We start from the raw sequence: 23,721 nt of genomic DNA on the forward strand, positions 1-23,721 counted from the left end.
TTTGATCAACTTCCACAACATAAATTTAAAATACTGTAATATTTTTAATATATAACAAATAATTATATTAACTATTCCTGAAACTATTCCGCTGTACTTTATCAACCTAGACTTAACAATCCTGTCACAAATTGCACCATTTAAAAACAGCCATTGCATTAATTTGGAACACAAGATAAATCATGGGAATCATGTTAAAATTCACAAAATTTGATTCTATTTTTCTAATCCTGTTTTAAACACAGGCGTGGTTTTCGCATGATTTCGCAAATTGCTCTCATCCAACAGATTGACTCCTTACTGCCACAAACCCAATGTGGTTTATGTGGTCACCGTGATGGTTGTTTACCTTATGCCAAGGCAATTGCAGAAGGTGAAGCAGCGAACAAGTGCATACCGGGTGGGCAACCAGTTGCTGATGCTTTAGCCTATGTGCTGCAACGCCCGTATTTACAAGCAGAAGAAAGTGTCTGGCCCATTCAGCAAGATGGCCGTCCACAGCGCATGAAAGCTGTTATTCGTGAAGATGAATGTATTGGCTGCACCAAATGTATTAATGCCTGCCCTGTCGATGCGATTATTGGTTCAGGTAAATTAATGCACAGCATTTTGACTGACTTATGTACTGGCTGCGAACTGTGTATCCCACCTTGCCCGGTCGACTGTATTGATCTGGTGGAAGATTTAAATGCCCTGCCGAACGATGCAGCGCGTCTGGCAGAGCAAAATGATTTGCGTCATCGCTATTATGCACATATTCAACGTGAAGAAACGCGTCGACTGCATCGTAAAGGCCCTGTGGTGCGTGCGGAAATTGACACGGCGCTTTTCGCCCAGTTCGCTACACAAATTGATTCGGTCCCTGCCATTGCCGTGACTGAAAAAGTATCGGCTCTTGTCGACACTCAGGATGCCAAGTCAACCATTGAACTGGCCAAGTTGCGAACCCAAATTAAGAAATTGGAAAAACAGTTAAGTGTCCGTGAAGATGCGACTAAACGTGCGCAATTACAGACCTTGACTGAGCAATTGAACGTGCTACAAGGACTGTGATCATGGCAACAAAAGCATCAACTGTGAAAAACATGACCAAGAAGCAGATCCAAATCTTCTTTGAGCGTTTACGTGATCAGCGTCCAAATCCAACCACGGAATTGAACTTTTCCAGCCCGTTTGAATTATTAATTGCTGTGACTTTATCGGCTCAGGCGACCGATGTGAGTGTCAATAAAGCCACTGACAAGCTTTTCCCGATTGCCAATACCCCAGAAGCGATTTTTGGCTTGGGCGTGGAAGGCTTAAAGGAATATATTAAAACCATTGGTTTATATAATTCCAAAGCCGAAAATGTCATTAAAACCTGCCAGATTTTGATTGAACGACACAACAGTCAAGTTCCCAATAATCGTGCGGATTTAGAGGCCTTGCCAGGAGTGGGGCGTAAAACTGCCAATGTGGTCCTCAATACCGCATTTGGACACCCCACCATGGCAGTAGATACGCATATTTTCCGTTTAGGTAACCGAACTGGTTTGGCGGTGGGCAAAAATGTGCTTGAAGTAGAACACCGTTTGGTGAAAGTCATTCCGAAAGAGTTTATGGTCGATGCCCATCACTGGCTGATTCTGCATGGTCGTTACTGCTGTATCGCACGCAAACCAAAATGTGCCGAATGTGTCGTGGCTGATGTATGCAACTGGCCAGACCGTTTTGAATTTGGTGCGGCACGAGCCATACCTGTCACCAATCTCTAAAGCTAAAGTGCATGTCACCTCGGCATGCACTGCGATCTCAAAAGATTCTGCTTATTTTTCAGGATTTTTCTGTTTTAATTTCGGATGGAGTTCATACTGGGGCTTTGCCGCAGTTTTACTTGCTTCCTTTTGTTTTTGTTGAGTTTCTCTTAGCATTTTAAAGCTGATGTATAACAAACCCAGCAACAAGGCCAAGCAGGCAATCACTAAAATGATTAAACCAATTTTTAACAAAATCGTATCCTCAAAAAGTTCGGACAAATAAAAAGAGCCCTAATATGACTTAGGACTCTTTTAAAGTCAAAAATTCAGTTTTGAATTATTTTGACTGGTCTAAAATCGCGAACAAATCTTTTTGTACGTCTTCAATTGCACGTAAACCATTAAGTTTGTCGTAAGTCGGTGCATTTTCACCCGAAGCAGCACGACCTTGGTAGAATCCAACCAACTGTTCAGTTTCGGTATGATATGAACCAAGACGCTTACGAATGGTTTCTTCTTGGTCATCTGGACGTTGCACCAAATCTTCACCCGTTTCGTCGTCTTTACCTTCAACTTTCGGTGGGTTGTAAACAACATGATAAACACGACCAGATGCAGGGTGCTGGCGACGACCAGACAAACGCTGAACGATTTCTTCGTCAGGTACATCAATTTCGATCACGTGGTCGATGTTAATACCTTCTTTTTCCAAAGCTTCAGCTTGTGGAATCGTACGTGGGAAACCGTCAAAAATGCAGCCGTTTACACAATCAGGTTGAGCGATACGTTCTTTTACAAGACCAATGATCAGTTCATCAGAAACCAGACCACCGCTTTCCATTACGCTTTTAGCTTTAAGACCTAATTCAGTACCTTCACGAATTGCAGCACGGAGCATATCACCGGTTGAAATTTGTGGGACATTGTAGCGCTTACAGATCAACTGAGCTTGTGTACCTTTACCTGCTCCAGGTGGTCCGAGTAAGATAATGCGCATAAAAAAACATCCTCATTTAAAACAATATGTATGATACTTCGAGCCAACTTTCTTGCAGATCTGAACAGTCGGCATGAGCATCTAATTATAAGAAAGCCACAAACAAATGTATTGTACCAGCTATAAATCCAGTGACCCCACCTAATACAATCAGAATCCATTCGTCTTCCTGAAATGCAGGACGTAATAGGTTCTGGAATTCTTTCGGCGTTAACTCTCGAATACGCTCTCGGAACATTTGAAAGATTTTCTGTGCACGGCTCGCATTGAACGCAGGGTCGCATACTGGCACCATCGTAATTTCAATTGAGCGATCAATCAAGTCCGTCTTGAGTTTTGCGTACTCTTTTGGCCCTAAAGACAACTGTAATGAGGTCCGAACCAGAGGAGTTTCCATAATTTGGTTAATATGGCGTTTGACAATACGACGGGTTTTGTCTTTTTTCCCACCATACATCATTTCCGTCATGATGGATTTTAACGTAATCAGGTCTTCTGTGACTACACTTGCGAACACGTCGGAAACTTCTTCCTGACGTTTCATAAATGCACCCTGGATGTTATAGGTGCCAATTCTTGGCCAGACTGGTTTCACCCATGGGAACTTACGATCTTTAGTTAATTCAGTCAGTTGCGGATAGCGTACATAATGCGGTTCAATCGGATTAAAGACCATCCAAATCGCAATCCAGTTGGTTAAAAAGCCCCAAATGGATGCCCAAAACGGTACGGTCCAGTGCCATGGCACCACAAACCAAACGATCATCTGGAAAATACCAAAAAACATACCAATTAAGGCACTAATATGCCAAATAAAGTTGATTTCCTTCTGACCCACTTTCAGGAACATACGCACCATTAAACGGCGATCACCCTCCATTTGGCTGACCACCATCTCACGCATATCTACCAATGACTCAACGTTCACCGTTAATTCTGTTACCAGTTCTTTCAAAACTTCGGGCAGCTGTTTATGTGCCTGCGCATAAATACGGCGCTTAATCGAATAAGGCAGGTTTTCCCACAAAACCGCATTACGATCGACCATGACTTCATCAATCAGATGTTCCAGCTCAAAGCCGACCTGTTCACCAATAATCCGTGCCATATCCTCAGGATCCATGGCATCGAGAAATTCCCGTAAAGACCCCAGTTTAGATAAGGTATTATCGGTAATAATACCTGAAATACGTCCCGCTTTACGTGGCACAATGCCCTGCCAGCCAACAGGCAAAGGGCCCAAATGGAATCCCCAAAAATTAATTGGGTAGAACACCATTTTCAAAGCCATCCAGACGTGAGCCCAGGTCACAAAAGCAGTTACAGGAATAATGCTTAGCACAGCCCAAAAATCGGGACGGTTCAAAAAGGTTTGCCACAACTGATTGATGTACTCAAGCATGCATATATTCCAAAATAGTGACCAAATAACAAAGATTCATTCTTAATTTTTTTAAACAGGTTATTTTCTGCCTAAGCCCATACTAAGTGTATAAGAGAATTGTATTTTCGGTTCAATGTGCTCCACAACCGTCCCCTCACGATTCTTTAATTCTTCTCCTGCCCCGATACCTACGCTAAAGGTGCTAATGCGATCTGGATCTAATAAAACATATGCAAGATCCACACCCGCACCGAATCGTGTTTCATCTTTATTATCCACTTGCTTACTGCCAATATGCCCAGCATAGGCGCCAATATAATACCCATTTTTATCCTTCCCCGTGAAATAGTAGGGATATCTAAAACCGAGTTGAGCCCCAAAAGGTGAATCATCTGTCAAAAAAAAACCGACCTTAGCATAGGCTATACCATAAGGGTTGACCCATTCAGTATTTAAATGAATTAATTGTTGAGTTACCCCGGCACCAACATTCCACATTTTGGCACTTTCGGGTGTCAATTTCGCGTCAAGGAAATTATTCTGATCTTTTGCATAAGCTGTATTGAGTAACGTAATTAGAATTAACAAGGAATAAACTCTTGTCATTATTGTCACCTTTGTCCTTATTTTAATTTGTGCATGCATTCCAGATTTTTTGCATGTTTTTGACTTTAACAGAATTGTTTCTATTCCTATATACAACACCTTAGCTTTTTGCTGTCTGTAAAGTCAAATCGTCTGGTTGCAAGAAAACAACCCAGCCGTGCTTTCTCCACGCAGATAAGCATTATCAAAGCCTGTGACTTGGGGTAGAATAGCCCCTTCCTGATTCCCTCCCAGCAGTGTAAGTCAATCGCGTATGAAGCAGCACTTTCCTTTAAAAAATGTCCAACAAGAAAAGCGCATTTATCGCAATCGAGTCTTTATTTCTATTGGGATTGTCAGTTTTTTCATGCTGCTGTTAGTGACACGCTATGCCTATTTGCAAATCATGCAATATCAGCAGTTCTCAACAGCATCAGATCAAAACCGTATTCGACTACAACCGCTCGCCCCTGCACGTGGTTATATTTACGATCGAAATGGCATTTTGCTGGCTGATAATTATCCAGTATTCACCGCAACCATGAGTCGCGCTGATATTGATAATATTGATGACACCATTAAACGCCTTACCCCCATTTTAAATTTGACTGACGAAGATATTGAACGCTTCCAGTCGCGTATTAAAACCTCAAAAAAAACAGAACGGGTTTCCATTAAACTGAATTTGACCGAAACCGATATCGCTAAATTCAGTGAAGTTAAATTTCAGTTTCCTGGCGTCAATATAGAGACCCAAATGACCCGTTATTACCCTCATGGAGAGCTGTTCGCGCACGTGATTGGTTATGTGGGACGTATTAACGACAAAGAGCTGAAAAGTATTGATAAAGATTTATATGCAGGCACCAACCTGATCGGCAAAATCGGGGTCGAAAAGTCTTATGAAGAATTACTGCATGGTGTTCCTGGCAATGAATCCGTAGAAGCGGATGCTCATGGCAACGTGCTGCGTCATTTGGGACGGAAAGAACCAATTCGCGGCAATGATTTATATCTTTCTCTGGATTATGGCTTACAAGTCGTTGCAACCGAGCAGCTGGCTGGTCGTCGTGGTGCAATTGTAGCTATGGACCCACGCACCGGTGAAATTCTTGCTCTGGTTTCCAGTCCAAGCTTTAACCCGAATTTATTCGTGACTGGGATTAGTCATACTGACTATAGCGGCTTACGAGACAACCTAGATCAACCGCTCTACAACCGTGCCGTGCAAGGGGTGTATCCCCCAGGTTCGACCATCAAACCGATGTTTGGTTTAGGCGGTATTCATTACGGTTATGTTGACTGGGGCACGGCTATTTCAGATCACGGCTATTTCACCCTTCCTGGTGATTCACACAAATTCCGTGACTGGAAAAAATCAGGTCACGGCGTGGTAAATTTGCATAAATCCCAAGTGGTTTCCTGTGATACGTTCTACTATGTGCTCTCTTACCGTATGGGCATTGAGAAAATGAATTCTTGGATGCGTCAATTTGGTTTTGGACAAAAAACGGGAGTCGATTTACCGAGTGAGAGTGAAGGTTTATACCCTAATCCAGACTGGAAAATGCGTACCCGCAAAAGCAAATGGTTAAAAGGTGAAACCATTTCGGTCAGTATTGGTCAGGGTGCTTTTACGGCGACCCCGCTGCAATTGGCCATGGCAACCGCAATTACGGCCAATCATGGCGCACATGTAATTCCGCATGTACTTCGTTCGAGTAAAGGTGCCAAACAGCATAAAGTTTTGAATGCACCAGATGGTCACATTCAGTTTAATGGTACGGATGATGACTGGGTCAAAATGCGGGATGCTATGGTTGATGTAATTGAAACCGGTACAGGCCGAGGCATCCGTACACCAATGTATAAAATTGCTGGTAAAACAGGAACGGCACAGGTTAAGAGTATTGCACAAGGGAAACGCTATAACGAAGCACTGTTAACCGAACGTCAACTCGACCACGGTTTATTTGTGGGTTTTGCACCTGCGGAAAACCCTGAAATTGCGATTGCCGTGGTTTGGGAAAATGGTCGACATGGTGGTTCTGCGGCACAACTTGCCCGCCCTGTATTTGACTATTGGTTACTCCAGCGCAATAAGACCCCAATTAAACCAGAAGGTCATCAAATCAGTGGTGGCTTAATGACTGCGGGCATTAAACCAGGCGAACTCCCAAGTGGCTCGGGGGTTCCGAATACGAATACCAATACCAACACACCAACTAACTCAGCAACGTCTCCCCCCCCTACAGCACGCCCGCAAGCGCAAGCTGCGGCTGCAAATGCTGCAGAGGAAAGTGAATAATATGAAAAATCAGCTTAGAATTATTGGCGGTGAGTGGAAACGCCGCCAACTGGCTTTTGCCAGTATTGAAGGCTTGCGCCCCACACCAGACCGAGTACGTGAAACGCTGTTTAATTGGCTGATGTGGGAGATTCAGAATGCTCAAGTTCTTGACCTATGCACAGGTTCAGGTGCCTTAAGCTTTGAAGCTTTATCTCGTGGTGCTAAACATGTCACCATGATTGAACCTGACCGTAGCCAAGCGCAATTTTTAAAGCAAAATATTCAGTTATTAAAAGCTGAGAACTGCGACTTAAAAGTTGCTACGGCACAGCAGACCCTGCCTAGCTTAAAAACTATGTTTGATCTAGTTTTTCTTGATCCACCCTATAGCTTAAATCTCTGGCAAGAATTGGCACAACTCACGGACCCGCTGATTGCCGAAAATGGATGGATTTACGTAGAAGCAGATCGTGATTTAAGTAGCCTAGATTTACCGAGCACATGGCAACAAATCAAACACACCAAAGCAGGTACGGTGCGGGCGGGCTTGTATCAAAAATCCAAAGCTGTTTAATGGCGAGAAATGCCGAGCGGCGGTTCTAGTTATTGTATGTGTTTTCCACAATTGAAGTCATCAATCTGAGGATTTGAGCATGACGGCACTGGTGAATCATGCTCCTGCTCACTTCCGCTAGCATTTTAAAAGCCCATCAACTGAATTACAGCTAAAACCCATCACACAATATTTTCAGTTCATTCTTTTACTTGACGTTTTAGCGCTCAATTTTCTTATTCATAATGAAACAATCTAAATATCCCTCGATTGAATACCAAGGGAGCTCAACATAAAAACCAGAAGGAGAAGCTGATCTCCCTCTGGCGTCATGATACTCATAAATCAATTAATGGGTATCGAATAAAATCAACGGTGGGAGATGAACCATTTTTATCCTTCATATATTTTTGATTCGATGGTTCTGGTTGATAATCCGTCTGTTGTAGCATCGGCGTAGAATTTGAGTTGCTCATACCCGTACTATTAGATGTACAACCTATAATCAAGCCTGCTGTAAGTGCAAGCAACAAGGCTGTTGTTCTCATTTTCACTCCCCTTTTAACTAGGGTCGAATCTATATTATTCTCCTTTCATCGGGCATAAAGCTTTTATGTTTGTGCGTTTTTTGTACTATTTTTTAAAATGTGCCAAGCTAGTCTCCAATATCCTCATGTGGAAACCCTGTTTGCAACGCCTAATCCCATTTCTAATCTCGTTTTAATCTAAACAAACGTCCTTATTCAATATCTAAATCGTGAAGTTCAATCCATCATTAACTCTGGATCACTTTTCTGAGCAGCATGTGACGATTCCTTACCACTTTATTTAATGGGGCAATGGTCGAGTTTGCTTATAATCCGGTCGTTGACCAGGCGGTCGACCTTCTGGCGGACGATGCACTGGTGGCCGATTTTCCGGACGGTGATTATGGGGTGGCCTATAGTCTGGATATCCATCATCCCAACCATATGGTGGTCGATGATCATAGTCATAATCATAACTGTAACGATGGTGATGGTCGTACCAGTCATCGTCATACCAAACACAACCCGACAACATTACAACGGCAAGCGATGAGAATAGTATGAGTTTTATCATGATGTTCCCCCTGTTGATTTGGGTACTTGTTTTTATTATTCAGTATAAACATGAATGAAAAACAAACAACATGTTCATTTTTTGTTATGCCTTGACCGTGATCTGCACCAAGCCTCCGCTATAAATGAATACAATATTTAGCAACTTAAGGCTCTTAATTGTCAGCCAGAATTCCCCCCTTCAAAAGTATGCCCTAAGCTTATGTCATCCGACTGATCTATTCCTCTGAACACATCTGAAACAGTGCAGAACAGCATGAAATTATTTCGCTGTATTTATGATCAAAATCATGAAACCGTAATATTTTTTTACAAGTTCAATGAATCAGAATATTGAAGATCATGGCTGATACGTAGCTTATTGTGCAATTTCCGTAAATCAGACTCACTCAATTTCATGCATTTGAAATATTTACATACATATTCTGCCGAAGCTTTCATCTATTTGTTACCGTCGCTACACAGTTCCCATATTACTGTACTCTTCACGTAATTCAATGCGTTTCACTTTGTTGCTTTAATTGCTTGAAACAGCCTGAATCCTTAGCATGAAGCCTGTTCTTACTTAAGTGATGATGAGTAGAACAACTCTAATTAATCTCTTTTAACAACGATTCAGGATGCCAATTATGAAATTAACTCATATCCTACTTGCCACCACCTTTGCCGCTGCGACAACGACAACTTTTGCAGCAACCACAGAACAGCCAAAAACAGAGGAAAAAGTGATTGTGTCGACCCAAGAACAGCCAGACACTGCTGCGATGGATGCAACCTCTGCACAACCAACTTCAGCTACCGCGGCTGCGAGTGAAGCAGCTCCAGCACAATAAAACGTAGCCGACCAGTTTTTCTAGCACATTCACTCCACCTCATTCACTCGAATGTGTTAGAAAATCGCAGGTGAATCAGAAGCTTCTGATTCACCTGTTTATCTTGAAACACCGAGAAAACAACTCCACGTAGGATACTCATGCATAGTTATTAATGATGACTACCTTGGCAAATCTTATAACTTTAAAAATAATAAATAATTATAAATCAAATATATAAGATAAATACTTGCGCTGATCACAGTACGACTTAGACTAGATCTCCACTATGGCATAGCTTGTATGAAAATGCGGCTTGACCGTTAATAGCCTCATTGTGAATAGATTGAATGGAATTCGCTGTGAGCACACGCAATACTGAATTTAAGACTGAAGTGGCTATCTTAGGTGCAGGTCCTGTAGGCCTGACCCTAGCAAATTATTTAAGCAAACAAGGTGTGCAAGTCACGGTTATCGAACAACTTGACCAGCTCATTGATTACCCACGTGCCATTGGTATTGATGATGAAGCCTTGCGTACAATTCAATCTCTGGGATTAGTTGAACAGGTATTACCACATACCACCCCCAATCATGCAATGCGCTTTCTTACCCCCAAAGGGCGTTGTTTTGCCGATATTCAACCTTTAACCCGTGAATTTGGCTTCTCGCGTCGTAATGCATTTATTCAACCCCAGGTGGATAACGTATTACTGCAAGGACTCAAACAATATCCGCACACTCAAGTGCTATTTTCGCGTCAGTTAACCGAGTTTAGCCAAAATGCTGAAGCGGTTACCTTAAAAATGCAAAATAAGGAAGGACAAGCGGAAGTCGTGAAAGCGCAATATTTAATTGCCTGTGATGGTGGCAATTCCGTGGTACGACGTACTTTAAATATTGGCTTCGATGGTAAAACAGCCCCCAATCAATGGATTGTGATTGATATTGAAAACGACCCATTGGCAACACCGCATATTTACTTATGCTGTGACCCAGTACGTCCTTATGTTTCGGCAGCCTTGCCACATGGCATTCGTCGTTTCGAATTTATGGTAATGCCAGGTGAAACTCAGGAAGAACTCAGCAAACCAGAAAACATCAATAAATTATTGGCCAAAGTCTTACCCAATACGGCAAATATTGAAGTGATTCGTCAACGGGTCTACACTCACAATGCCCGCATTGCAGATCAATTCCGTGTAGACCGTATCTTACTGGCGGGTGATGCAGCGCATATTATGCCGGTTTGGCAAGGTCAGGGTTACAACAGTGGTATGCGCGATGCCTTTAATTTAGGCTGGAAAATGAGCTTGGTGATTCAAGGTAAAGCAGGACCTGACGTATTAGATTCTTATCAAGTTGAACGTAAAGATCATGCCAAAGCCATGATCGATCTCTCTGTCATGGCCGGTCATGTACTGGCACCACCAAAGAAATGGCAAGGTTTTGTCCGAGATGGTATTGCCTATGCCCTGAACTATATTAAACCGATTAAACAGTATTTATTGGAAATGCGCTTTAAGCCCATGCCGCAATATCATGACGGTGTATTAATTCCAAATACGCAAAAACACTCACTGGTCGGCAAAATGTTTATTCAACCTAAAGTTGAATTGGCCTCGGGTGAACAGGTGCTGTTAGATGAAGTAATTGGAAATGATTTTGCGATTTTGGCATGGGGTGTTGACCCACAATGGGGGCTATCTGAAAGCAGCGTGCAGCAGTGGCAAAAACTCGGGGTAAAATTCATTCAAGTGTTGCCTGCAATTCAGCTGCAAAATGAAAATCGCAAACAATATCATGGTGTGATTTGTGTCGGTGATATCGGTACAGAAATCCGCACATGGTTTGGTCGAACCAATGATTCGATGGTGGTTTTACGCCCGGATCGCTTTGTAGCCGCTCTGGCTATTCCGCAAAGTATTGATCAGGTGAGTCAGGCTTTATTTGCCAAGCTACATTGCAGCGTATAATTCCTACCAAATTGAACAAACAACCCAGCAGCAATGCTGGGTTGTTTGTTGACTAAAGTGCTTTATTTAATGGCCTGAAACCAAGCAATGTCTTGAACCGAATCACGTGTTTTCATTAACTGCAGAAAAGGTCGGGCTTCGTCAAAATAAGGAATGAGTTCATATGACATGGCATAGACCAACCAATAGGCCAAATATAAATCTGCTGCAGTACACTTTTCCCCAAGCAAATACGGTTTAGCCTGACTTAAACCTTGCTGTAAAAATTGGAATAGGCGCTGCTCATCCCCAAAACTGAGCCCCATCTTCTTACTTTCAATCAGCTCTGCGGCAACATTCAAGTTTTTGACATCCATATATTCGGTTAATGGCCCATGAATAAAGAACAGCCACTTTAAATACGCTCCACGTTTTGGGTCATCCAGTGCCGGGGCAAAATCTTGCGCAATATACTTATCCGCCAGATAAGCAATAATGGCAGGGACTTCCGTCACCACAATCTCACCATCCACCAGACATGGAACTTTTGCCATCGGATTTATGGCCAAATATGCAGCCTGATGGATCTCTTCATAACTCATATTGATCAGCTCGACCTGATCTTCAATCTTCAGCTCTTTCAGAAAAGGTAAAATCGTATTGCCTCGTGATTGCGGATGGGTATATAGCTGCATCATTGTTATGGTTCCACTGTCGATATTTTGCGCTACCTTAGCATGGCTAGCACGGCAACTACGTGGTTGTTCTGTCACGCTCTCTAGACTGCTGGATATCTAAAGCAAAGCATGTATGTCCAAAGGGTTAGAACATGGCCGTATAAAATTGTTCTTTCAGAATTTTTAAAATCAGTTCAATCGCTGCACTGCATTGCTCTTTGCGATAACTGGCATATAGACCAATGGTCGGTAAAGGTTCGAGGGTATTTTTCACCACAATTTTATCGCCCAACAACGGAATCACATAGGCTGGTACCAAGCTCCATCCCACGCCCATGCCCACCAAATTTACATTGAGTAAGATATTGGTGGAATGCTGAACCACATTAACATTCAACTTCGATTGTTTAAAAAAATCCTGAATAATTTTATATAGTTGTGGTGAAGCACCTTCATCGCTGATAATAAAATCCTGCTGATTAAAACTTTTGATACTGACATGACGCTGTGCGGCCACAGCCGAATCTTTCGGGACAATCAGTGCCAAGGGTTCATTAAAAATTTGAACATTTTCCAGATCCTCTGAATCATCGATATAACGGGTAAAGGCAATATCAATATCGCCTTTTTTCAACGCCTTAAACTGCTCGGCATCTGTCAAACTATGAAAATCAATTTTCAGCTCAGGAAAATGGGCACGAATATTGGGCATGATATAAGGAAATATTTTCATTTCTGCCACAGGCACAAAGCCAATATGCAGTTGATCTTTACTTGTGTTTGCCACTTTGCGGGCATCAGAAATGGCTTTTTCCGCATGTTCCAGACTGAGTAAAGCTTCCTTTAAAAAGGCTTTGCCCTCCTCCGTCAGCTCTACTTTACGGTTGGAACGTAGCAGAAGCTGTACCCCCACTTCCTGTTCTAAATCCTTGATCTGCTGACTTAATGAAGGTTGTACGGTACACATGCGCTGTGCGGCTTTGGTAAAGTTCAACTCCTCAGCCACCGCGACAAAATAGCGTAAATGTCGTAATTCCATCGATATTCTCCTCAGGGTTGAACCTGTTTGAGTTGAGGGGCAACGGCTATGCGGAAAACAGCTAAAGTGGCTAATGTAATGAGTGCACACAATAAATAGGTCTTACTGTAGCCCCAATAGGCAATCAAAATTCCCATAATCACCGAACCTAGCGCGAGCCCCAAATCAAACAAGGTGAAATAGGTCGAAACAGCATGCCCGATGCGATGTTTAGGAACCGTCTGAATGGCAACGGTTTGTAAGCAAGGAAATAAAGTGCCATAGCCCACGCCAATTAATATGGCCGAAAGCCAGAGTACCCAAGGCTGATGCAGTTGACTTACCACCGCCAAGCCTACGGCAAATAACGCAAAGGATGGATAAATCACGCTACTTGGTCCTTTTTGATCGAACCAGCGCCCAACCCAAGGTCGGACCAGAATCATGGAACAGGCAAAGACCAAAAAGAAGGTGCTGGTATACGCCATCAGCTGTTGCGTTTCAGTGTAAGCCGCGATAAAACTCATCACACTGGAATAGGAGAAAGCGGTGAGCAGTGCGACCAATCCAACCGAAAGCACACGCATTTCAATGACATCTTGCAGCGCCAATTTGGATTGATGTGGCCGGTGCTCCACTGGCGATGTCGACTGGGCAATCGGAATAAATAAGCAAAACAAGAACCCCAGACTCATTAACCCAGATAAGACCGCAAACAGCAGGGTAAAACTGGCATATTGACTTATCGTGAGCGCCAAAAGCGGACCGAAAACCACGCCAAGATTGGTTGACATGACAAAATACCCCATGCCCTCACCTTTACGCTGCTCAGGAATAAACTCGTTCGCGACAGGGACTGTAACGGTGGTTAAAATACTGAACCAAATCCCATGAATAAACCGCACCAACAGCAAACTCCACATGCTGTCGATCCATAAATAACTGAACGCAAACAGCACGAATAAGGCTTCTGAACCACGGAAACTAAGTTTAATCCCTATCTTTTCTGCAATTAAACCTGAAAATGGACGGACCAAAATGGAGGAGATAAGAAATAGCGTCAGTGCCAAACCCGCCTCTTTCACACTCCCGACAAGGTCTTTCATAATGTAAATTGGCAGCACTGCCAGTAAGGCAAAGTAGTAAGTAAATAAAAAAAGATTATTCACTACACAAAAAATAAAAGCACGATTCCAAAGCTTGAATCCATTTTCAACTGTGCCCATCTCATGAACTCAACTGTGCAGTAGAAGTTGCAACACGTGCGGGTTGTAACACCAGATTGAGTAAGGCTTGAATATAGGCTTCGTCAGGCTGTCGATTAAAGAAAATCATTTGATAATGAATCGGCGCGTACAAGGTATCCAGCATCAGTTCAAAGGGATAATCGGCTCGAATTTCACCACGTTGAATCGCCAAATCAATCAATTTCCGTGTTGCTTCACGACGCGGCAATAAATACTGACTAAAAAACTCACCAGCAGCTTCACGGTGTTCCGATAAAACCACCAAAAGTGCACGCCCAATCGGACGATGCAGTGCTGTCGCCAGTTTGAATAATTGTTGTTTTAAATTAAATTCAAGACTCTGTGCATAATCCAATTCAAATACCGAAGCCGTTTCCTGTTTGAAAGCTTCAAACACCAAGTCGGACTTGTGTTTCCACCAGCGGTAAATGGTTGATTTGCCAACCCCTGCCCGTGCAGCAATGTCTTCAATGGTCAATTTACTGTAGTCATAATCCTCAAGTGCAGCAATGACTGCATCTAAAATACATTGTTTACGACGCGAAGTTTTTTCAACATCTGACATAACCCACCCAAAACGAAACGATACGTATCGTTTTATATTAAGATAAAATTTCTCGTTCTACCAGTGAACTACGACTAAGGTGAAATATTCTGGGCATTCGGCATCACAATAAAAAAAGCCAGTGGCTTTCATAACGCACTGGCTTTTTTGCATTCGCTGAAAATCTTAACTTGGAGTCGAAGATTTCTTATAAATACTGCAAGAAGGATGATGGTTTTCTTGTAAACGTGCCACTTTGCGCTGTTCTGCGGCTTCAAAACGGCAACGCTTCCATTCATTGCTTAAATCAAGCGGTGGAATCTGTTTAGGCTTACCGGTTTCGTCTACGGCAACCATCGTGAAATAACAGCTATTGGTATGACGTACTGTACGTTTTTGAATATTTTGAGCTTCTACACGAATCCCAATTTCCATAGAAGTACGACCAACATGATTCACACTTGCCAAGAAAGTCACTAACTCACCAACATGAATTGGCTCTTTAAAGTTCACTTTATCTACCGATAGTGTCACAACATAACTACCTGAATAGCGGCTTGCACAGGCATACGCAACCTGATCGAGCAACTTAAGAATAGTTCCACCATGAACATTACCCGAAAAATTTGCCATATCTGGAGTCATCAATACAGACATGGTCAACTCCGACTGATCGTCTAAAATAGGAGTAATTTGATCTAATGGGGACATCGCGTTCTCTAGACTCTTGCAAAGATAGGAGGATATGTGGTGATTATTATATAACTTTTGTCATAAATAACATGTTCAAATCGGCAATAATGTCATCATTATTACTTATAGTGATTAATACATCATTCAGTAAAATATATATTAATCCAGTCAACTTTCAGCCAAGCCTATGATTTTCTTAATTTTGATAAAAATTCAGCAAAATTAAAGTAGAAAAATCAACTTTTATTATGCCATAAGCTTCGACTCAATTATTGCAAAATAATGATGAACCTAACTCGATGATACTTTAAAGATGCACGCTATGACTCTAGACAGCATTAGCTTAATGCCAGCATCTCTTGGGCGACATGGTCATATTCAAGTCGTTGCTGCCCCGCTATATCAGCGACTATGCGATAGGAACCATCATTATTATAGGCAACAATTTTGAAGATCATATGCGGTAAATTTGCCAGTTTAACCTGCTGCCCCACGTGCAGTTGGCGCCCAACTATTGTCGTTTTTGTCATGTGTAATAGATGAAATTATCATGTTAAAAATACAGTATATTCAGCACAAGGATTGAAGTAAATCGCTTGCGAATGTTTCTGCTACAAAAGCACCATTCTTATACAATTTCTTTTTATTTCAACAATATATAAAAATATAATTTAAAAATATATAGCTTTTATTTACTCAACAATAAACGTCATCTATCTCATTCTATTCCGTCTATGCGCTTTGCCAATACCATATTGCATGACAGGTCAATGCATCCCCTTACCGGTACAACCATCTTAATTTTTCACCGAATATTGCGGAATTTTATAGCCTTGAGAATAATGCTGTTGATCAAAAACTTTAAAAATCTGACTTAATTGTTGATCGGTGGCCTGAATACCGGCCTGCATGGTCTCCTCACGCCCTTTCACATCAAAAATATGTGATTTCTCCCTTAAATCTGTTTGAATCACAATATCCGCATGTTTTAATTCCTCTTTGGCTAAATGGTTCTGCATAATATTAATATTCTGGTTAAATAACCCCCAAACATTGCTGGTTTCAGTATGTTCAGGTTGTGCCAAAATATCCACAGCTATCACAATGTCCGCACCCAAATCCCGCGCTACATTGACTGGTACAGGACTGACCAATCCGCCATCCACATATTCTTCACCTGCAATTTTGGTGGGAATAAACATGCTCGGAATCGATACAGAGGCACGCACCGCCTGCCCGGTATTGCCGTAATTAAACACCACCTTTTTGCCTTCTTTAAGCTCCGTTGCCACCACATACATCGGAATTTTTAAATGTTCTAGCGGTGTATTCAGCACTTGTTCATTCACATAGTCTTCGACTTTTTTTCCATCGAAGAATCCTGTCATCGCCAGTTTTACATCCCGAACATCATTCGGCTTCATACTCAGCGCCACTTCACGCAATTGTTGTGCATTTTTACCACTGGCATAAATCGAGCCCACGACGCTTCCCGCACTCGTGCCAACAATTAAATCGGGATGAATGCCATATTGTTCTAATACTTGAATTACACCAATATGTGCATAACCCCGTGCACCACCACTGCCTAAAACCAAAGCCACAATCGGGCGATGTTGCGTTTGTTTCAGTTTTCTAAAATCTATACGCTCTGCTTTAACCTGAGCATCAACCAGAACATTTTTTGTTGCCGCATGACTAGGCAGCATAGCGGACTGCGCCATACTCTGCCCTGACACGGTGGTGAACAGCATTCCAATAACAAAACATGACTGAAGTGGCTTCAAGGCGAATTAAACTCTCTGCAAGACTGTGGCTATTCTATGCAAAACCCAACATTTGACTGTTGCATTTCGTAAAACTGACATTTAAGCCCGTTACAATAATGAATAAAAAAAGCGAAATCATGGAGAAAGTGCTACTTTTTTGCAATTCCAGCCAGCTCGCATTAATGCTTAACGAAGCCAATCTCGAAATATTGCACGTTTAGTTTACCCAGCCAGCTTTCGGTCAAACTGGATATTACAGACATAAAAAAGCCAGTCTTAGATTTAGACTGGCTTTTTAAAGATCCAAAATTTGGCAGATTACCAAATATCTGAATTCACCTTATCTTTAAACTTAGGATGATTATCCAACTTAAACTCAGGTTCTTTAATTCCCTGTTTTAACTGTGAGGTATAATCTTTCAAAAGCATTAAAGCAAAAGGCGTTAACAACAGAATGGCAAATAAGTTGATGGTTGCCATTAAGCCCATTGATAAGTCAGCCATTGACCAAACCAGCGGTACGCTTGTGATTGCACCGAAGTACACCATAAATAGCACCAGTAAGCGGAACACAAACATCACTTTACGGTTGTTATTAATGAACTGCATGTTACTTTCGGCATAAGCGTAGTTACCGATAATGGACGAATAAGCAAACATAAATAAAATGATGGCAAGGAAGTCATCGCCCCAGCTACCAATCTGGTTCACTAGCGCCATCTGGGTTAATTGCACGCCTGCGAAACCTGCATCATGGTACAAACCTGATGACAAGATGATAATGGCTGTACATGAACACACCACGAAGGTATCCACAAATACGCCCAACATTTGGACCAAACCTTGGTTCACTGGGTGTTTCACATCAGATGCCGCTGCTGCGTTCGGTGCAGAACCCATACCCGCTTCATTCGAGAACAAACCACGTTTGATCCCCATCATCATTGCCATGGACACCATCGCACCAAAGAAGCCACCTGCTGCTGCATCGAACTGGAATGCATGAGAGAAAATCAATTGGAAAATGTCAGGCAAGATCGGCAAGTTTTTCACGGCAATATACAACGCAACCGCTAAATACATCACCGCCATCAACGGTACAAAACGCTCTGCAACCACCGCAATACGCTTAATCCCACCGAAAATGATCACACCTGTCATGAACACTAAAATGAGACCAACCCAAGAAATTTCAAACGAGAAAAGTCCCAAGTTCAGCATGACATTGGCTTTATCCCAGCCCCATGCATGTGAGGTTGCATCAATAATCGAGTTGGCTTGTACTGCATTAAACACAAAGCCATAGGCTAAAATAAGTGACAGTGCGAATACCACACCCAACCATTTTTGTTTTAGACCTTGGGTAATGTAGTACGCTGGACCACCACGGAACTGCTGGTTTTGCGTGTCGCGTACTTTAAACAGCTGGGCAAGAGATGATTCAACGAAGGCAGAACTCATCCCTAAAAATGCAGTAAGCCACATCCAGAACACCGCACCCGGACCACCAATCGCAATGGCAATGGCGACACCTGCCACGTTACCTACACCAACACGGCTCGCAAGACCTGTTACAAAAGCCTGAAACGGGGTAATCCCATGGTCATCATCGCCCTCTTTACGGCTCGATTTCATGACCTTAATACTGTGAAAAAATAGGCGAAGCTGTACCGCTCCCGTAATTAAGGTATAGAACACCCCAACCACAACCAAAAATACAACCAGAAAGTTCCATAAAGGATCATTCAGCATCTGTACCCAAGACATCAGGGTCGCATTTAATTGTTCATCCATTTTCTTATTCCTTAAGACTCAGCAGATATTGTTTGGCAATTCAAAAAAGGCCTTGAGAACAAGACCTTTTGCTATCACTTAAGCGATGAACTTAAGAATAAGTTGAATTACAGTTGCATTGATCAAGTCAACAAAGAATGCGCCACAGAGTGGAACAATCAGGAAGGCTTTATGTGAAGCGCCATACATATTGGTAATGGCTTGCATGTTGGCAACCGCAGTTGGGGTTGCACCCATACCAAAACCACAGTGACCCGCAGAAAGTACTGCTGCATCGTAGTTTTTACCCATCACGCGGAAAGTGACAAATGCTGCATACAATGCCATGGTAATGGTTTGAGCACCTAAAATTACCACCAATGGACCAGCGAGGTCTGCAAGTTGCCATAATTTTAACGAAAGCAAGGCCATCGCTAAGTACAATGACAGTGAAGCATTACCAAACACATCAATCGCGCGGTCAAAAATACTTACTTTGAATACGCCTTCAAGGATGTTACGTAAAATTACGCCACCGCCTAAAGTCCAAACAAAGGTTGGAAGTTCAAACCAAGTTCCTTTACTGACACCTGTCATAAACTCTGCAAAAGCCAAACATGCTGCAAACATACCTAAAGTAGTAATTGCATTATCCGCAGTAATTAAACGTACTTGGTGCGGATATTCAAACGGTGCTGTTTCTTCTGCTTCTTTCTCGGTCATTGGCGTATGATCACGCTTTTCAATTTGCGCATCAGTTTTTGCTTCAGCCAATTGATAACGGTTAATCAACATCTTAGCCAAAGGACCACCGATTAAACCACCGATGATAAGACCAAAAGTCGCACTGGCCATACCCAGTGCCAAAGCGCCTTGAATACCATGTTCAACTTCTAGGATTTCACCCCATGCACCCGCAGTACCATGACCACCTGTTAAAGTGATCGAACCTGCAATCAGACCAATGAGAGGATCAATACCCAGTAAAGTCGCGAGACTGATACCGACAAAATCTTGCACCACAATGAATGAAGCAACGGCAATCAAGAAGATAACCAAGCCCATCCCACCTTCTTTGAGCTTAGAGAAGTTTGCGCTTAGACCAATAGAAGCAAAGAAAATTAACATAAAGCTAGTTTGTAATTCACTGCTGGTGCTAATGCTAAAACCCCATAAGTTATATACGACTAGGGAGAGGATCGCCGCAACTAAACCACCTGCAACAGGCTCAGGGATGTTATAACGACGTAAAAAGTCGATGTGATTCACAAGGAATCGACCCAATAACAATACAATGACTGCTGCGATTAGCGTATAAAACGCATTAAAAGTAAGTGCCATAATTCTTTTCCGCCAATTTTATCTGTTATTATACAGATAAATAATAACGCCCTAGGCATGAAAAGCTGCAAGCAGCAATTTGTACAAACAGTGAAACACTCTGTACAAAAAATACACTTGCAGTTTTACCCTTAGAGCAAGAGAATTTTAGAAGTTGTAACGTGCCATTGCGCCTACGCGATTATCTTTACCAGTTTTACCAGAGAAAGTTTCACGTTCACCATAAACATATTCAACCCCTAGCGTGACTGGAGTCACTGGGCTGTACATGACATTGAGCCAACCTTGTTGCAAGGTTTTATTCTGTACTGTATCTGTAGAAGCTAAATTATTAGCATAATCATTACTGTCATTCGCCAGCATTAATCCATATCCTAAGGTACTGCGTACTTTTGGATTAAATTGGTAGGTTGCACCTACAGTTAATGCATCAAACTCATTTAAATTAAGACTCAAGTCATTCGCATTAATATTAAATGGACTATTGGAATAAAGCAGAAACTTATCATCGCCCTTAACGTGTGAGTAGTCACCCATAATTTGAAGTTGCTTACTCAATTGGTACTTCACACCAGCTGCGAGTCCCCAAGCAAACTCAGACTCATCTTTACTGATTTGTTTTGTGCCAACGACGACACCATCGGCATCTTTAACATCCTGAAATGCATCTCGACTACGCACTTCTTGAGATAAAGCACGGATTGAAGTCGTACCTTTACCCTCAGCAAAGCTATGCTTCACTTTAGCTGTTAATGCTGGGAAGCGGTTATCGTCACGGCCTTTTTCTAGCCCGACAAAGTAAGAAGTATCTGCACTTAATTTGTCACTATAACGTACCATCGGTGTACGGAATGTGCCAATGCCTAATGGTGAGTTAAAATCAAGCATTTCAGGCTGTAAATCAGTTGCTAAAAAGCTAGATGTCGTTTGACCAAGCAACCAATTATTCAGCGTTAAATAGGCATGGCGAATACGTAAAGAATCATTCGTGCCGCGGAAATCAACTTCGATTTTTCCGCCAACATTCTGTCCTTCAATCGGTGATTTAAAATCTAAGCCCAAACGGGTTGTAGTCGCTGTGCTATAAAAACGATCTTCTGTTTTTGTTTTATCTGCAGCATTATCCAATGCCACCGCATTGATACGGTTAAAAATCGCATTGCCACCCTCGAACTGATAAGAGGCATCACCACGAACAAAACCATACAACTTAACTTCAGCACCGCCCGCTGTTTTAAGCTGCAAAGGTGAAGATTTTTCAACAGTCGGGTTATTAGCGACAGACGTTTTCTCAACGGCAGTCATTGTCGTATTTTTAGGCTGAGGCGCACTCGTAACTGTTGTGGCTTGCTGTACTTGCGGGAGATTTTGCTGGATTAAAGCTTTCAATGCTTCAACTTCTGCGCGTAATTGTGCAATTTCCTCTTGCTCTGCTGTTGCTGCATGAGTCGCTGTCATCATTAGAGTTGCGATAGTAACTGCTAAACTCTGACGAATCGCAGGCTTCTTCATGAGGGATAAACTCATTCCAAGCTCCTTGTTCATGTTGTATTTTGCATAATCATCACGATCCATTTGAATAGATATGCACAAACAAATAGATCGATTCGTTCCTGCCAATTTCGCAATTGACAGCTACAGAATTGAAAGCGCAGTATTATGCTGCTTTTTTGTATAAAGTTTTATTATTTTTTATTAACTCAGTTTTAATTGATTCTAATTTAATCTAGAGCAACTATTCAGACACGCTTAATTATAACCCGATTATTTTCGTAAACTCATTGTTTAAAAACATAAAAAAAAGAGGCCTAAGCCTCTTTTTCACAGAATGATTGCAAAATTTAGAAATTATAGATAGCTACGACATTCACACGATTTTCCTCACCTGTTTTACTGGTTAAAGGTGTCGTTGCATTTGGTGCAGAGAAGGTCTCACGTTCACCATAAGTATATTCAAGACCCAAGCTTACAGGTTTTACAGGGCTATAGAAGACGTTTGCCCACGCTTGCCATAAATCTTTGTTCAACGCAGCTGGAACCTTAGATGCGTTAATATAGTCAAGATCGGTATCATGATTCATATAACCATAGCCCAAAGTACCACGCAACTTTGGATTAAACTGTTGAGTAATCCCGACAGTAATCGAGTCAAATTCGCTTTGCTGAATATTTTTGTTTGCATCAATTGCATAACCTGGGTTTGACCATGAAACAAAACTGCTATCCCCTTTTACATGGTAATAATCAGCTTTTAAGGTCGTGCTAGGTGTGACGTTAAATTTAGTTCCTAAACCAACACCCCAAGCCACTTTTTCATCATCTGAAGTTTGCTTGTCTGCTACCATCGTACGTGCTGTCACAATACCAGCATTGTCGGCAAACTTGTGATTAAAACGTGCAGTTAATGCAGGAATTCGCATTTGGTTATCTGGATCTGAACCTAAGTTCCAAGACGTTCCAGAAACTGAGTCAGAACTATATTTAGAATCTTCTAAAGCAAAGACTAAGTTTGTTTGAGGACTAAATGTACTGGTATAACGCACTTGCGGCGTACGTTTAACAGCACCACCCACATAACCTAAAGCATCAATTGATTCTGGCATATAGTCAGGTACGGCGAAGTTCGACCATGTTTGACCAATTAACCAGTTGGCATAAGTTAAATAAGCATGACGGATACGCAAAGTATCATTGGCGCCAAGAAAATCGACTTCAACCTTACCTGCAACATCACCACTTTGGGTTGGGGTTTTAAAATCAAAGCCTAAACGGGTTGCAGCCAAAGTCGATTTGAAAATATCGCTATTGCCTGGTGTACCTTCTAAAGCGGCTTTGTTAATTTGGTTATATGGATGTGCTTTATTTGGACCACCATCAATCTGGTAGGTCGCATCCGCGCGCACATTACCATAGAAATTGACTTCCGCGCCCCCTAACGTCACGCCTAAGCCTTTTTTCTCTGGTGCAGGTTTTGCGGGTGAAGTTTGTGCTGGTGCCTGAACTTGATAACTTGGTTGTGCAGCCATTTGTTTTTGCTGTTGAGCATACTGCTCCAACATGCCACGTAATTCCTGTACTTCTTTACGTAACTGTTCAACTTCCGTATTGCTATCTGCCTGTACAGTCCCCGCTGCGATCATACCCATCGCCAATACCAAGGTTTTTACACGTACAGACGTCTTCTGAATTGCCATTCTAAATTCCCTATTCATTACATTACACGTTATTGGTTGTTCATTCCAATGAA

At 42.1% G+C, this 23,721-nt stretch carries 23 protein-coding genes; 7 read left to right on the forward strand and 16 right to left on the reverse strand.

Annotated features, from left to right (window positions below):
* The first annotated feature begins 258 nt into the window (after positions 1 to 258).
* Positions 259 to 1,053 carry an RnfABCDGE type electron transport complex subunit B gene (locus tag AC6CHI_RS05275; RefSeq protein WP_498119875.1) on the forward strand — a complete coding sequence of 265 codons (795 nt, stop codon included), beginning with the start codon at positions 259 to 261 and terminating at the stop codon, positions 1,051 to 1,053.
* Between the two features lie 2 nt (positions 1,054 to 1,055).
* Entirely contained in the window at positions 1,056 to 1,754 is a 699-nt protein-coding gene (gene nth, locus AC6CHI_RS05280) for an endonuclease III (RefSeq protein ID WP_498119877.1), read from the forward strand.
* 51 nt (positions 1,755 to 1,805) lie between these two features.
* On the opposite strand, the gene AC6CHI_RS05285 is transcribed toward nth, so the two are convergent.
* The 4 genes from AC6CHI_RS05285 to AC6CHI_RS05300 form a co-directional block, all read right to left on the reverse strand.
* Positions 1,806 to 1,988, reverse strand: coding sequence for a hypothetical protein (locus AC6CHI_RS05285; RefSeq protein ID WP_458891280.1), 183 nt, complete (start codon positions 1,986 to 1,988; stop codon positions 1,806 to 1,808).
* 85 nt (positions 1,989 to 2,073) lie between these two features.
* Positions 2,074 to 2,733, reverse strand: a complete 660-nt coding sequence (gene adk / locus AC6CHI_RS05290) for an adenylate kinase (protein WP_044740200.1) — start codon at positions 2,731 to 2,733, stop codon at positions 2,074 to 2,076.
* Between the two features lie 85 nt (positions 2,734 to 2,818).
* A complete protein-coding gene (locus AC6CHI_RS05295; RefSeq protein ID WP_458891278.1) occupies positions 2,819 to 4,135 on the reverse strand; it encodes a DUF445 domain-containing protein in 1,317 nt (438 codons plus the stop codon).
* Positions 4,136 to 4,195: 60 nt separating this feature from the next.
* Positions 4,196 to 4,723 carry a hypothetical protein gene (locus AC6CHI_RS05300; RefSeq protein WP_498119879.1) on the reverse strand — a complete coding sequence of 176 codons (528 nt, stop codon included), beginning with the start codon at positions 4,721 to 4,723 and terminating at the stop codon, positions 4,196 to 4,198.
* A 253-nt stretch (positions 4,724 to 4,976) separates the two neighbouring features.
* Here AC6CHI_RS05300 and mrdA point away from each other — a divergent pair, with 253 nt between their 5' ends.
* The gene (mrdA, locus tag AC6CHI_RS05305) at positions 4,977 to 7,010 is read left to right on the forward strand and encodes a penicillin-binding protein 2 (RefSeq protein WP_498119880.1); all 2,034 of its coding nucleotides are present in this window, start codon (positions 4,977 to 4,979) and stop codon (positions 7,008 to 7,010) included.
* Between the two features lies 1 nt (position 7,011).
* The gene (rsmD, locus tag AC6CHI_RS05310) at positions 7,012 to 7,566 is read left to right on the forward strand and encodes a 16S rRNA (guanine(966)-N(2))-methyltransferase RsmD (RefSeq protein WP_498119881.1); all 555 of its coding nucleotides are present in this window, start codon (positions 7,012 to 7,014) and stop codon (positions 7,564 to 7,566) included.
* 317 nt (positions 7,567 to 7,883) lie between these two features.
* Here the strand turns inward: rsmD and AC6CHI_RS05315 are convergent, their stop codons facing one another.
* Positions 7,884 to 8,093: a hypothetical protein gene (locus AC6CHI_RS05315; protein WP_498119882.1), complete on the reverse strand. Its 210-nt coding sequence runs from the start codon at positions 8,091 to 8,093 to the stop codon at positions 7,884 to 7,886.
* A gap of 357 nt (positions 8,094 to 8,450) precedes the next feature.
* Here AC6CHI_RS05315 and AC6CHI_RS05320 point away from each other — a divergent pair, with 357 nt between their 5' ends.
* The 3 genes from AC6CHI_RS05320 to AC6CHI_RS05330 all read left to right on the forward strand — a co-directional run bounded on the left by AC6CHI_RS05320 (position 8,451) and on the right by AC6CHI_RS05330 (position 11,433).
* Complete coding sequence (locus AC6CHI_RS05320; RefSeq protein ID WP_498119883.1) at positions 8,451 to 8,636, forward strand: hypothetical protein; 186 nt, start codon at positions 8,451 to 8,453, stop codon at positions 8,634 to 8,636.
* A gap of 638 nt (positions 8,637 to 9,274) precedes the next feature.
* Positions 9,275 to 9,478 carry a hypothetical protein gene (locus AC6CHI_RS05325; protein ID WP_498119885.1) on the forward strand — a complete coding sequence of 68 codons (204 nt, stop codon included), beginning with the start codon at positions 9,275 to 9,277 and terminating at the stop codon, positions 9,476 to 9,478.
* 329 nt (positions 9,479 to 9,807) lie between these two features.
* Positions 9,808 to 11,433, forward strand: a complete 1,626-nt coding sequence (locus AC6CHI_RS05330) for a bifunctional 3-(3-hydroxy-phenyl)propionate/3-hydroxycinnamic acid hydroxylase (RefSeq protein WP_498119886.1) — start codon at positions 9,808 to 9,810, stop codon at positions 11,431 to 11,433.
* Positions 11,434 to 11,495: 62 nt separating this feature from the next.
* Here the strand turns inward: AC6CHI_RS05330 and AC6CHI_RS05335 are convergent, their stop codons facing one another.
* The 11 genes from AC6CHI_RS05335 to AC6CHI_RS05385 all read right to left on the reverse strand — a co-directional run bounded on the left by AC6CHI_RS05335 (position 11,496) and on the right by AC6CHI_RS05385 (position 23,668).
* Entirely contained in the window at positions 11,496 to 12,107 is a 612-nt protein-coding gene (locus AC6CHI_RS05335; RefSeq protein ID WP_498120064.1) for a glutathione S-transferase family protein, read from the reverse strand.
* Between the two features lie 127 nt (positions 12,108 to 12,234).
* The gene (locus tag AC6CHI_RS05340) at positions 12,235 to 13,128 is read right to left on the reverse strand and encodes a LysR substrate-binding domain-containing protein (protein WP_498119888.1); all 894 of its coding nucleotides are present in this window, start codon (positions 13,126 to 13,128) and stop codon (positions 12,235 to 12,237) included.
* Positions 13,129 to 13,139: 11 nt separating this feature from the next.
* A complete protein-coding gene (locus tag AC6CHI_RS05345; RefSeq protein WP_498119889.1) occupies positions 13,140 to 14,333 on the reverse strand; it encodes an MFS transporter in 1,194 nt (397 codons plus the stop codon).
* 1 nt (position 14,334) lies between these two features.
* A complete protein-coding gene (locus AC6CHI_RS05350; RefSeq protein ID WP_498119891.1) occupies positions 14,335 to 14,919 on the reverse strand; it encodes a TetR/AcrR family transcriptional regulator in 585 nt (194 codons plus the stop codon).
* Between the two features lie 165 nt (positions 14,920 to 15,084).
* Positions 15,085 to 15,609, reverse strand: coding sequence for an acyl-CoA thioesterase (locus AC6CHI_RS05355; protein ID WP_458891267.1), 525 nt, complete (start codon positions 15,607 to 15,609; stop codon positions 15,085 to 15,087).
* A 320-nt stretch (positions 15,610 to 15,929) separates the two neighbouring features.
* Complete coding sequence (locus AC6CHI_RS05360) at positions 15,930 to 16,121, reverse strand: hypothetical protein (RefSeq protein WP_498119892.1); 192 nt, start codon at positions 16,119 to 16,121, stop codon at positions 15,930 to 15,932.
* A gap of 267 nt (positions 16,122 to 16,388) precedes the next feature.
* Positions 16,389 to 17,300, reverse strand: coding sequence for a patatin-like phospholipase family protein (locus AC6CHI_RS05365; RefSeq protein WP_498120065.1), 912 nt, complete (start codon positions 17,298 to 17,300; stop codon positions 16,389 to 16,391).
* A 378-nt stretch (positions 17,301 to 17,678) separates the two neighbouring features.
* Entirely contained in the window at positions 17,679 to 19,154 is a 1,476-nt protein-coding gene (locus AC6CHI_RS05370; RefSeq protein ID WP_498119893.1) for an alanine/glycine:cation symporter family protein, read from the reverse strand.
* 78 nt (positions 19,155 to 19,232) lie between these two features.
* Positions 19,233 to 20,474: a sodium/glutamate symporter gene (gene gltS, locus AC6CHI_RS05375; RefSeq protein ID WP_498119895.1), complete on the reverse strand. Its 1,242-nt coding sequence runs from the start codon at positions 20,472 to 20,474 to the stop codon at positions 19,233 to 19,235.
* Between the two features lie 147 nt (positions 20,475 to 20,621).
* The gene (locus tag AC6CHI_RS05380) at positions 20,622 to 22,001 is read right to left on the reverse strand and encodes a DcaP family trimeric outer membrane transporter (RefSeq protein ID WP_498119896.1); all 1,380 of its coding nucleotides are present in this window, start codon (positions 21,999 to 22,001) and stop codon (positions 20,622 to 20,624) included.
* 314 nt (positions 22,002 to 22,315) lie between these two features.
* On the reverse strand, positions 22,316 to 23,668 hold the full coding sequence (locus AC6CHI_RS05385) for a DcaP family trimeric outer membrane transporter (protein WP_498119898.1): 1,353 nt from the start codon (positions 23,666 to 23,668) through the stop codon (positions 22,316 to 22,318).
* Between the last annotated feature and the right edge of the window lie 53 nt (positions 23,669 to 23,721).

Source organism: Acinetobacter sp. GQ146 (genome assembly GCF_059758585.1).

Coding starts and splice junctions, on each gene's coding strand:
- AC6CHI_RS05275 (WP_498119875.1), top strand. CDS start 259: ATGATTTCGCAAATTGCTCTCATCCAACAGATTGACTCCTTACTGCCA.
- nth (WP_498119877.1), top strand. CDS start 1,056: ATGGCAACAAAAGCATCAACTGTGAAAAACATGACCAAGAAGCAGATC.
- adk (WP_044740200.1), bottom strand. CDS start 2,733: ATGCGCATTATCTTACTCGGACCACCTGGAGCAGGTAAAGGTACACAA.
- AC6CHI_RS05295 (WP_458891278.1), bottom strand. CDS start 4,135: ATGCTTGAGTACATCAATCAGTTGTGGCAAACCTTTTTGAACCGTCCC.
- AC6CHI_RS05300 (WP_498119879.1), bottom strand. CDS start 4,723: ATGACAAGAGTTTATTCCTTGTTAATTCTAATTACGTTACTCAATACA.
- mrdA (WP_498119880.1), top strand. CDS start 4,977: ATGAAGCAGCACTTTCCTTTAAAAAATGTCCAACAAGAAAAGCGCATT.
- rsmD (WP_498119881.1), top strand. CDS start 7,012: ATGAAAAATCAGCTTAGAATTATTGGCGGTGAGTGGAAACGCCGCCAA.
- AC6CHI_RS05315 (WP_498119882.1), bottom strand. CDS start 8,093: ATGAGAACAACAGCCTTGTTGCTTGCACTTACAGCAGGCTTGATTATA.
- AC6CHI_RS05325 (WP_498119885.1), top strand. CDS start 9,275: ATGAAATTAACTCATATCCTACTTGCCACCACCTTTGCCGCTGCGACA.
- AC6CHI_RS05330 (WP_498119886.1), top strand. CDS start 9,808: ATGGAATTCGCTGTGAGCACACGCAATACTGAATTTAAGACTGAAGTG.
- AC6CHI_RS05335 (WP_498120064.1), bottom strand. CDS start 12,107: ATGCAGCTATATACCCATCCGCAATCACGAGGCAATACGATTTTACCT.
- AC6CHI_RS05340 (WP_498119888.1), bottom strand. CDS start 13,128: ATGGAATTACGACATTTACGCTATTTTGTCGCGGTGGCTGAGGAGTTG.
- AC6CHI_RS05345 (WP_498119889.1), bottom strand. CDS start 14,333: ATGGGCACAGTTGAAAATGGATTCAAGCTTTGGAATCGTGCTTTTATT.
- AC6CHI_RS05350 (WP_498119891.1), bottom strand. CDS start 14,919: ATGTCAGATGTTGAAAAAACTTCGCGTCGTAAACAATGTATTTTAGAT.
- AC6CHI_RS05355 (WP_458891267.1), bottom strand. CDS start 15,609: ATGTCCCCATTAGATCAAATTACTCCTATTTTAGACGATCAGTCGGAG.
- AC6CHI_RS05360 (WP_498119892.1), bottom strand. CDS start 16,121: ATGACAAAAACGACAATAGTTGGGCGCCAACTGCACGTGGGGCAGCAG.
- AC6CHI_RS05365 (WP_498120065.1), bottom strand. CDS start 17,300: ATGCTGCCTAGTCATGCGGCAACAAAAAATGTTCTGGTTGATGCTCAG.
- AC6CHI_RS05370 (WP_498119893.1), bottom strand. CDS start 19,154: ATGGATGAACAATTAAATGCGACCCTGATGTCTTGGGTACAGATGCTG.
- gltS (WP_498119895.1), bottom strand. CDS start 20,474: ATGGCACTTACTTTTAATGCGTTTTATACGCTAATCGCAGCAGTCATT.
- AC6CHI_RS05380 (WP_498119896.1), bottom strand. CDS start 22,001: ATGAGTTTATCCCTCATGAAGAAGCCTGCGATTCGTCAGAGTTTAGCA.
- AC6CHI_RS05385 (WP_498119898.1), bottom strand. CDS start 23,668: ATGGCAATTCAGAAGACGTCTGTACGTGTAAAAACCTTGGTATTGGCG.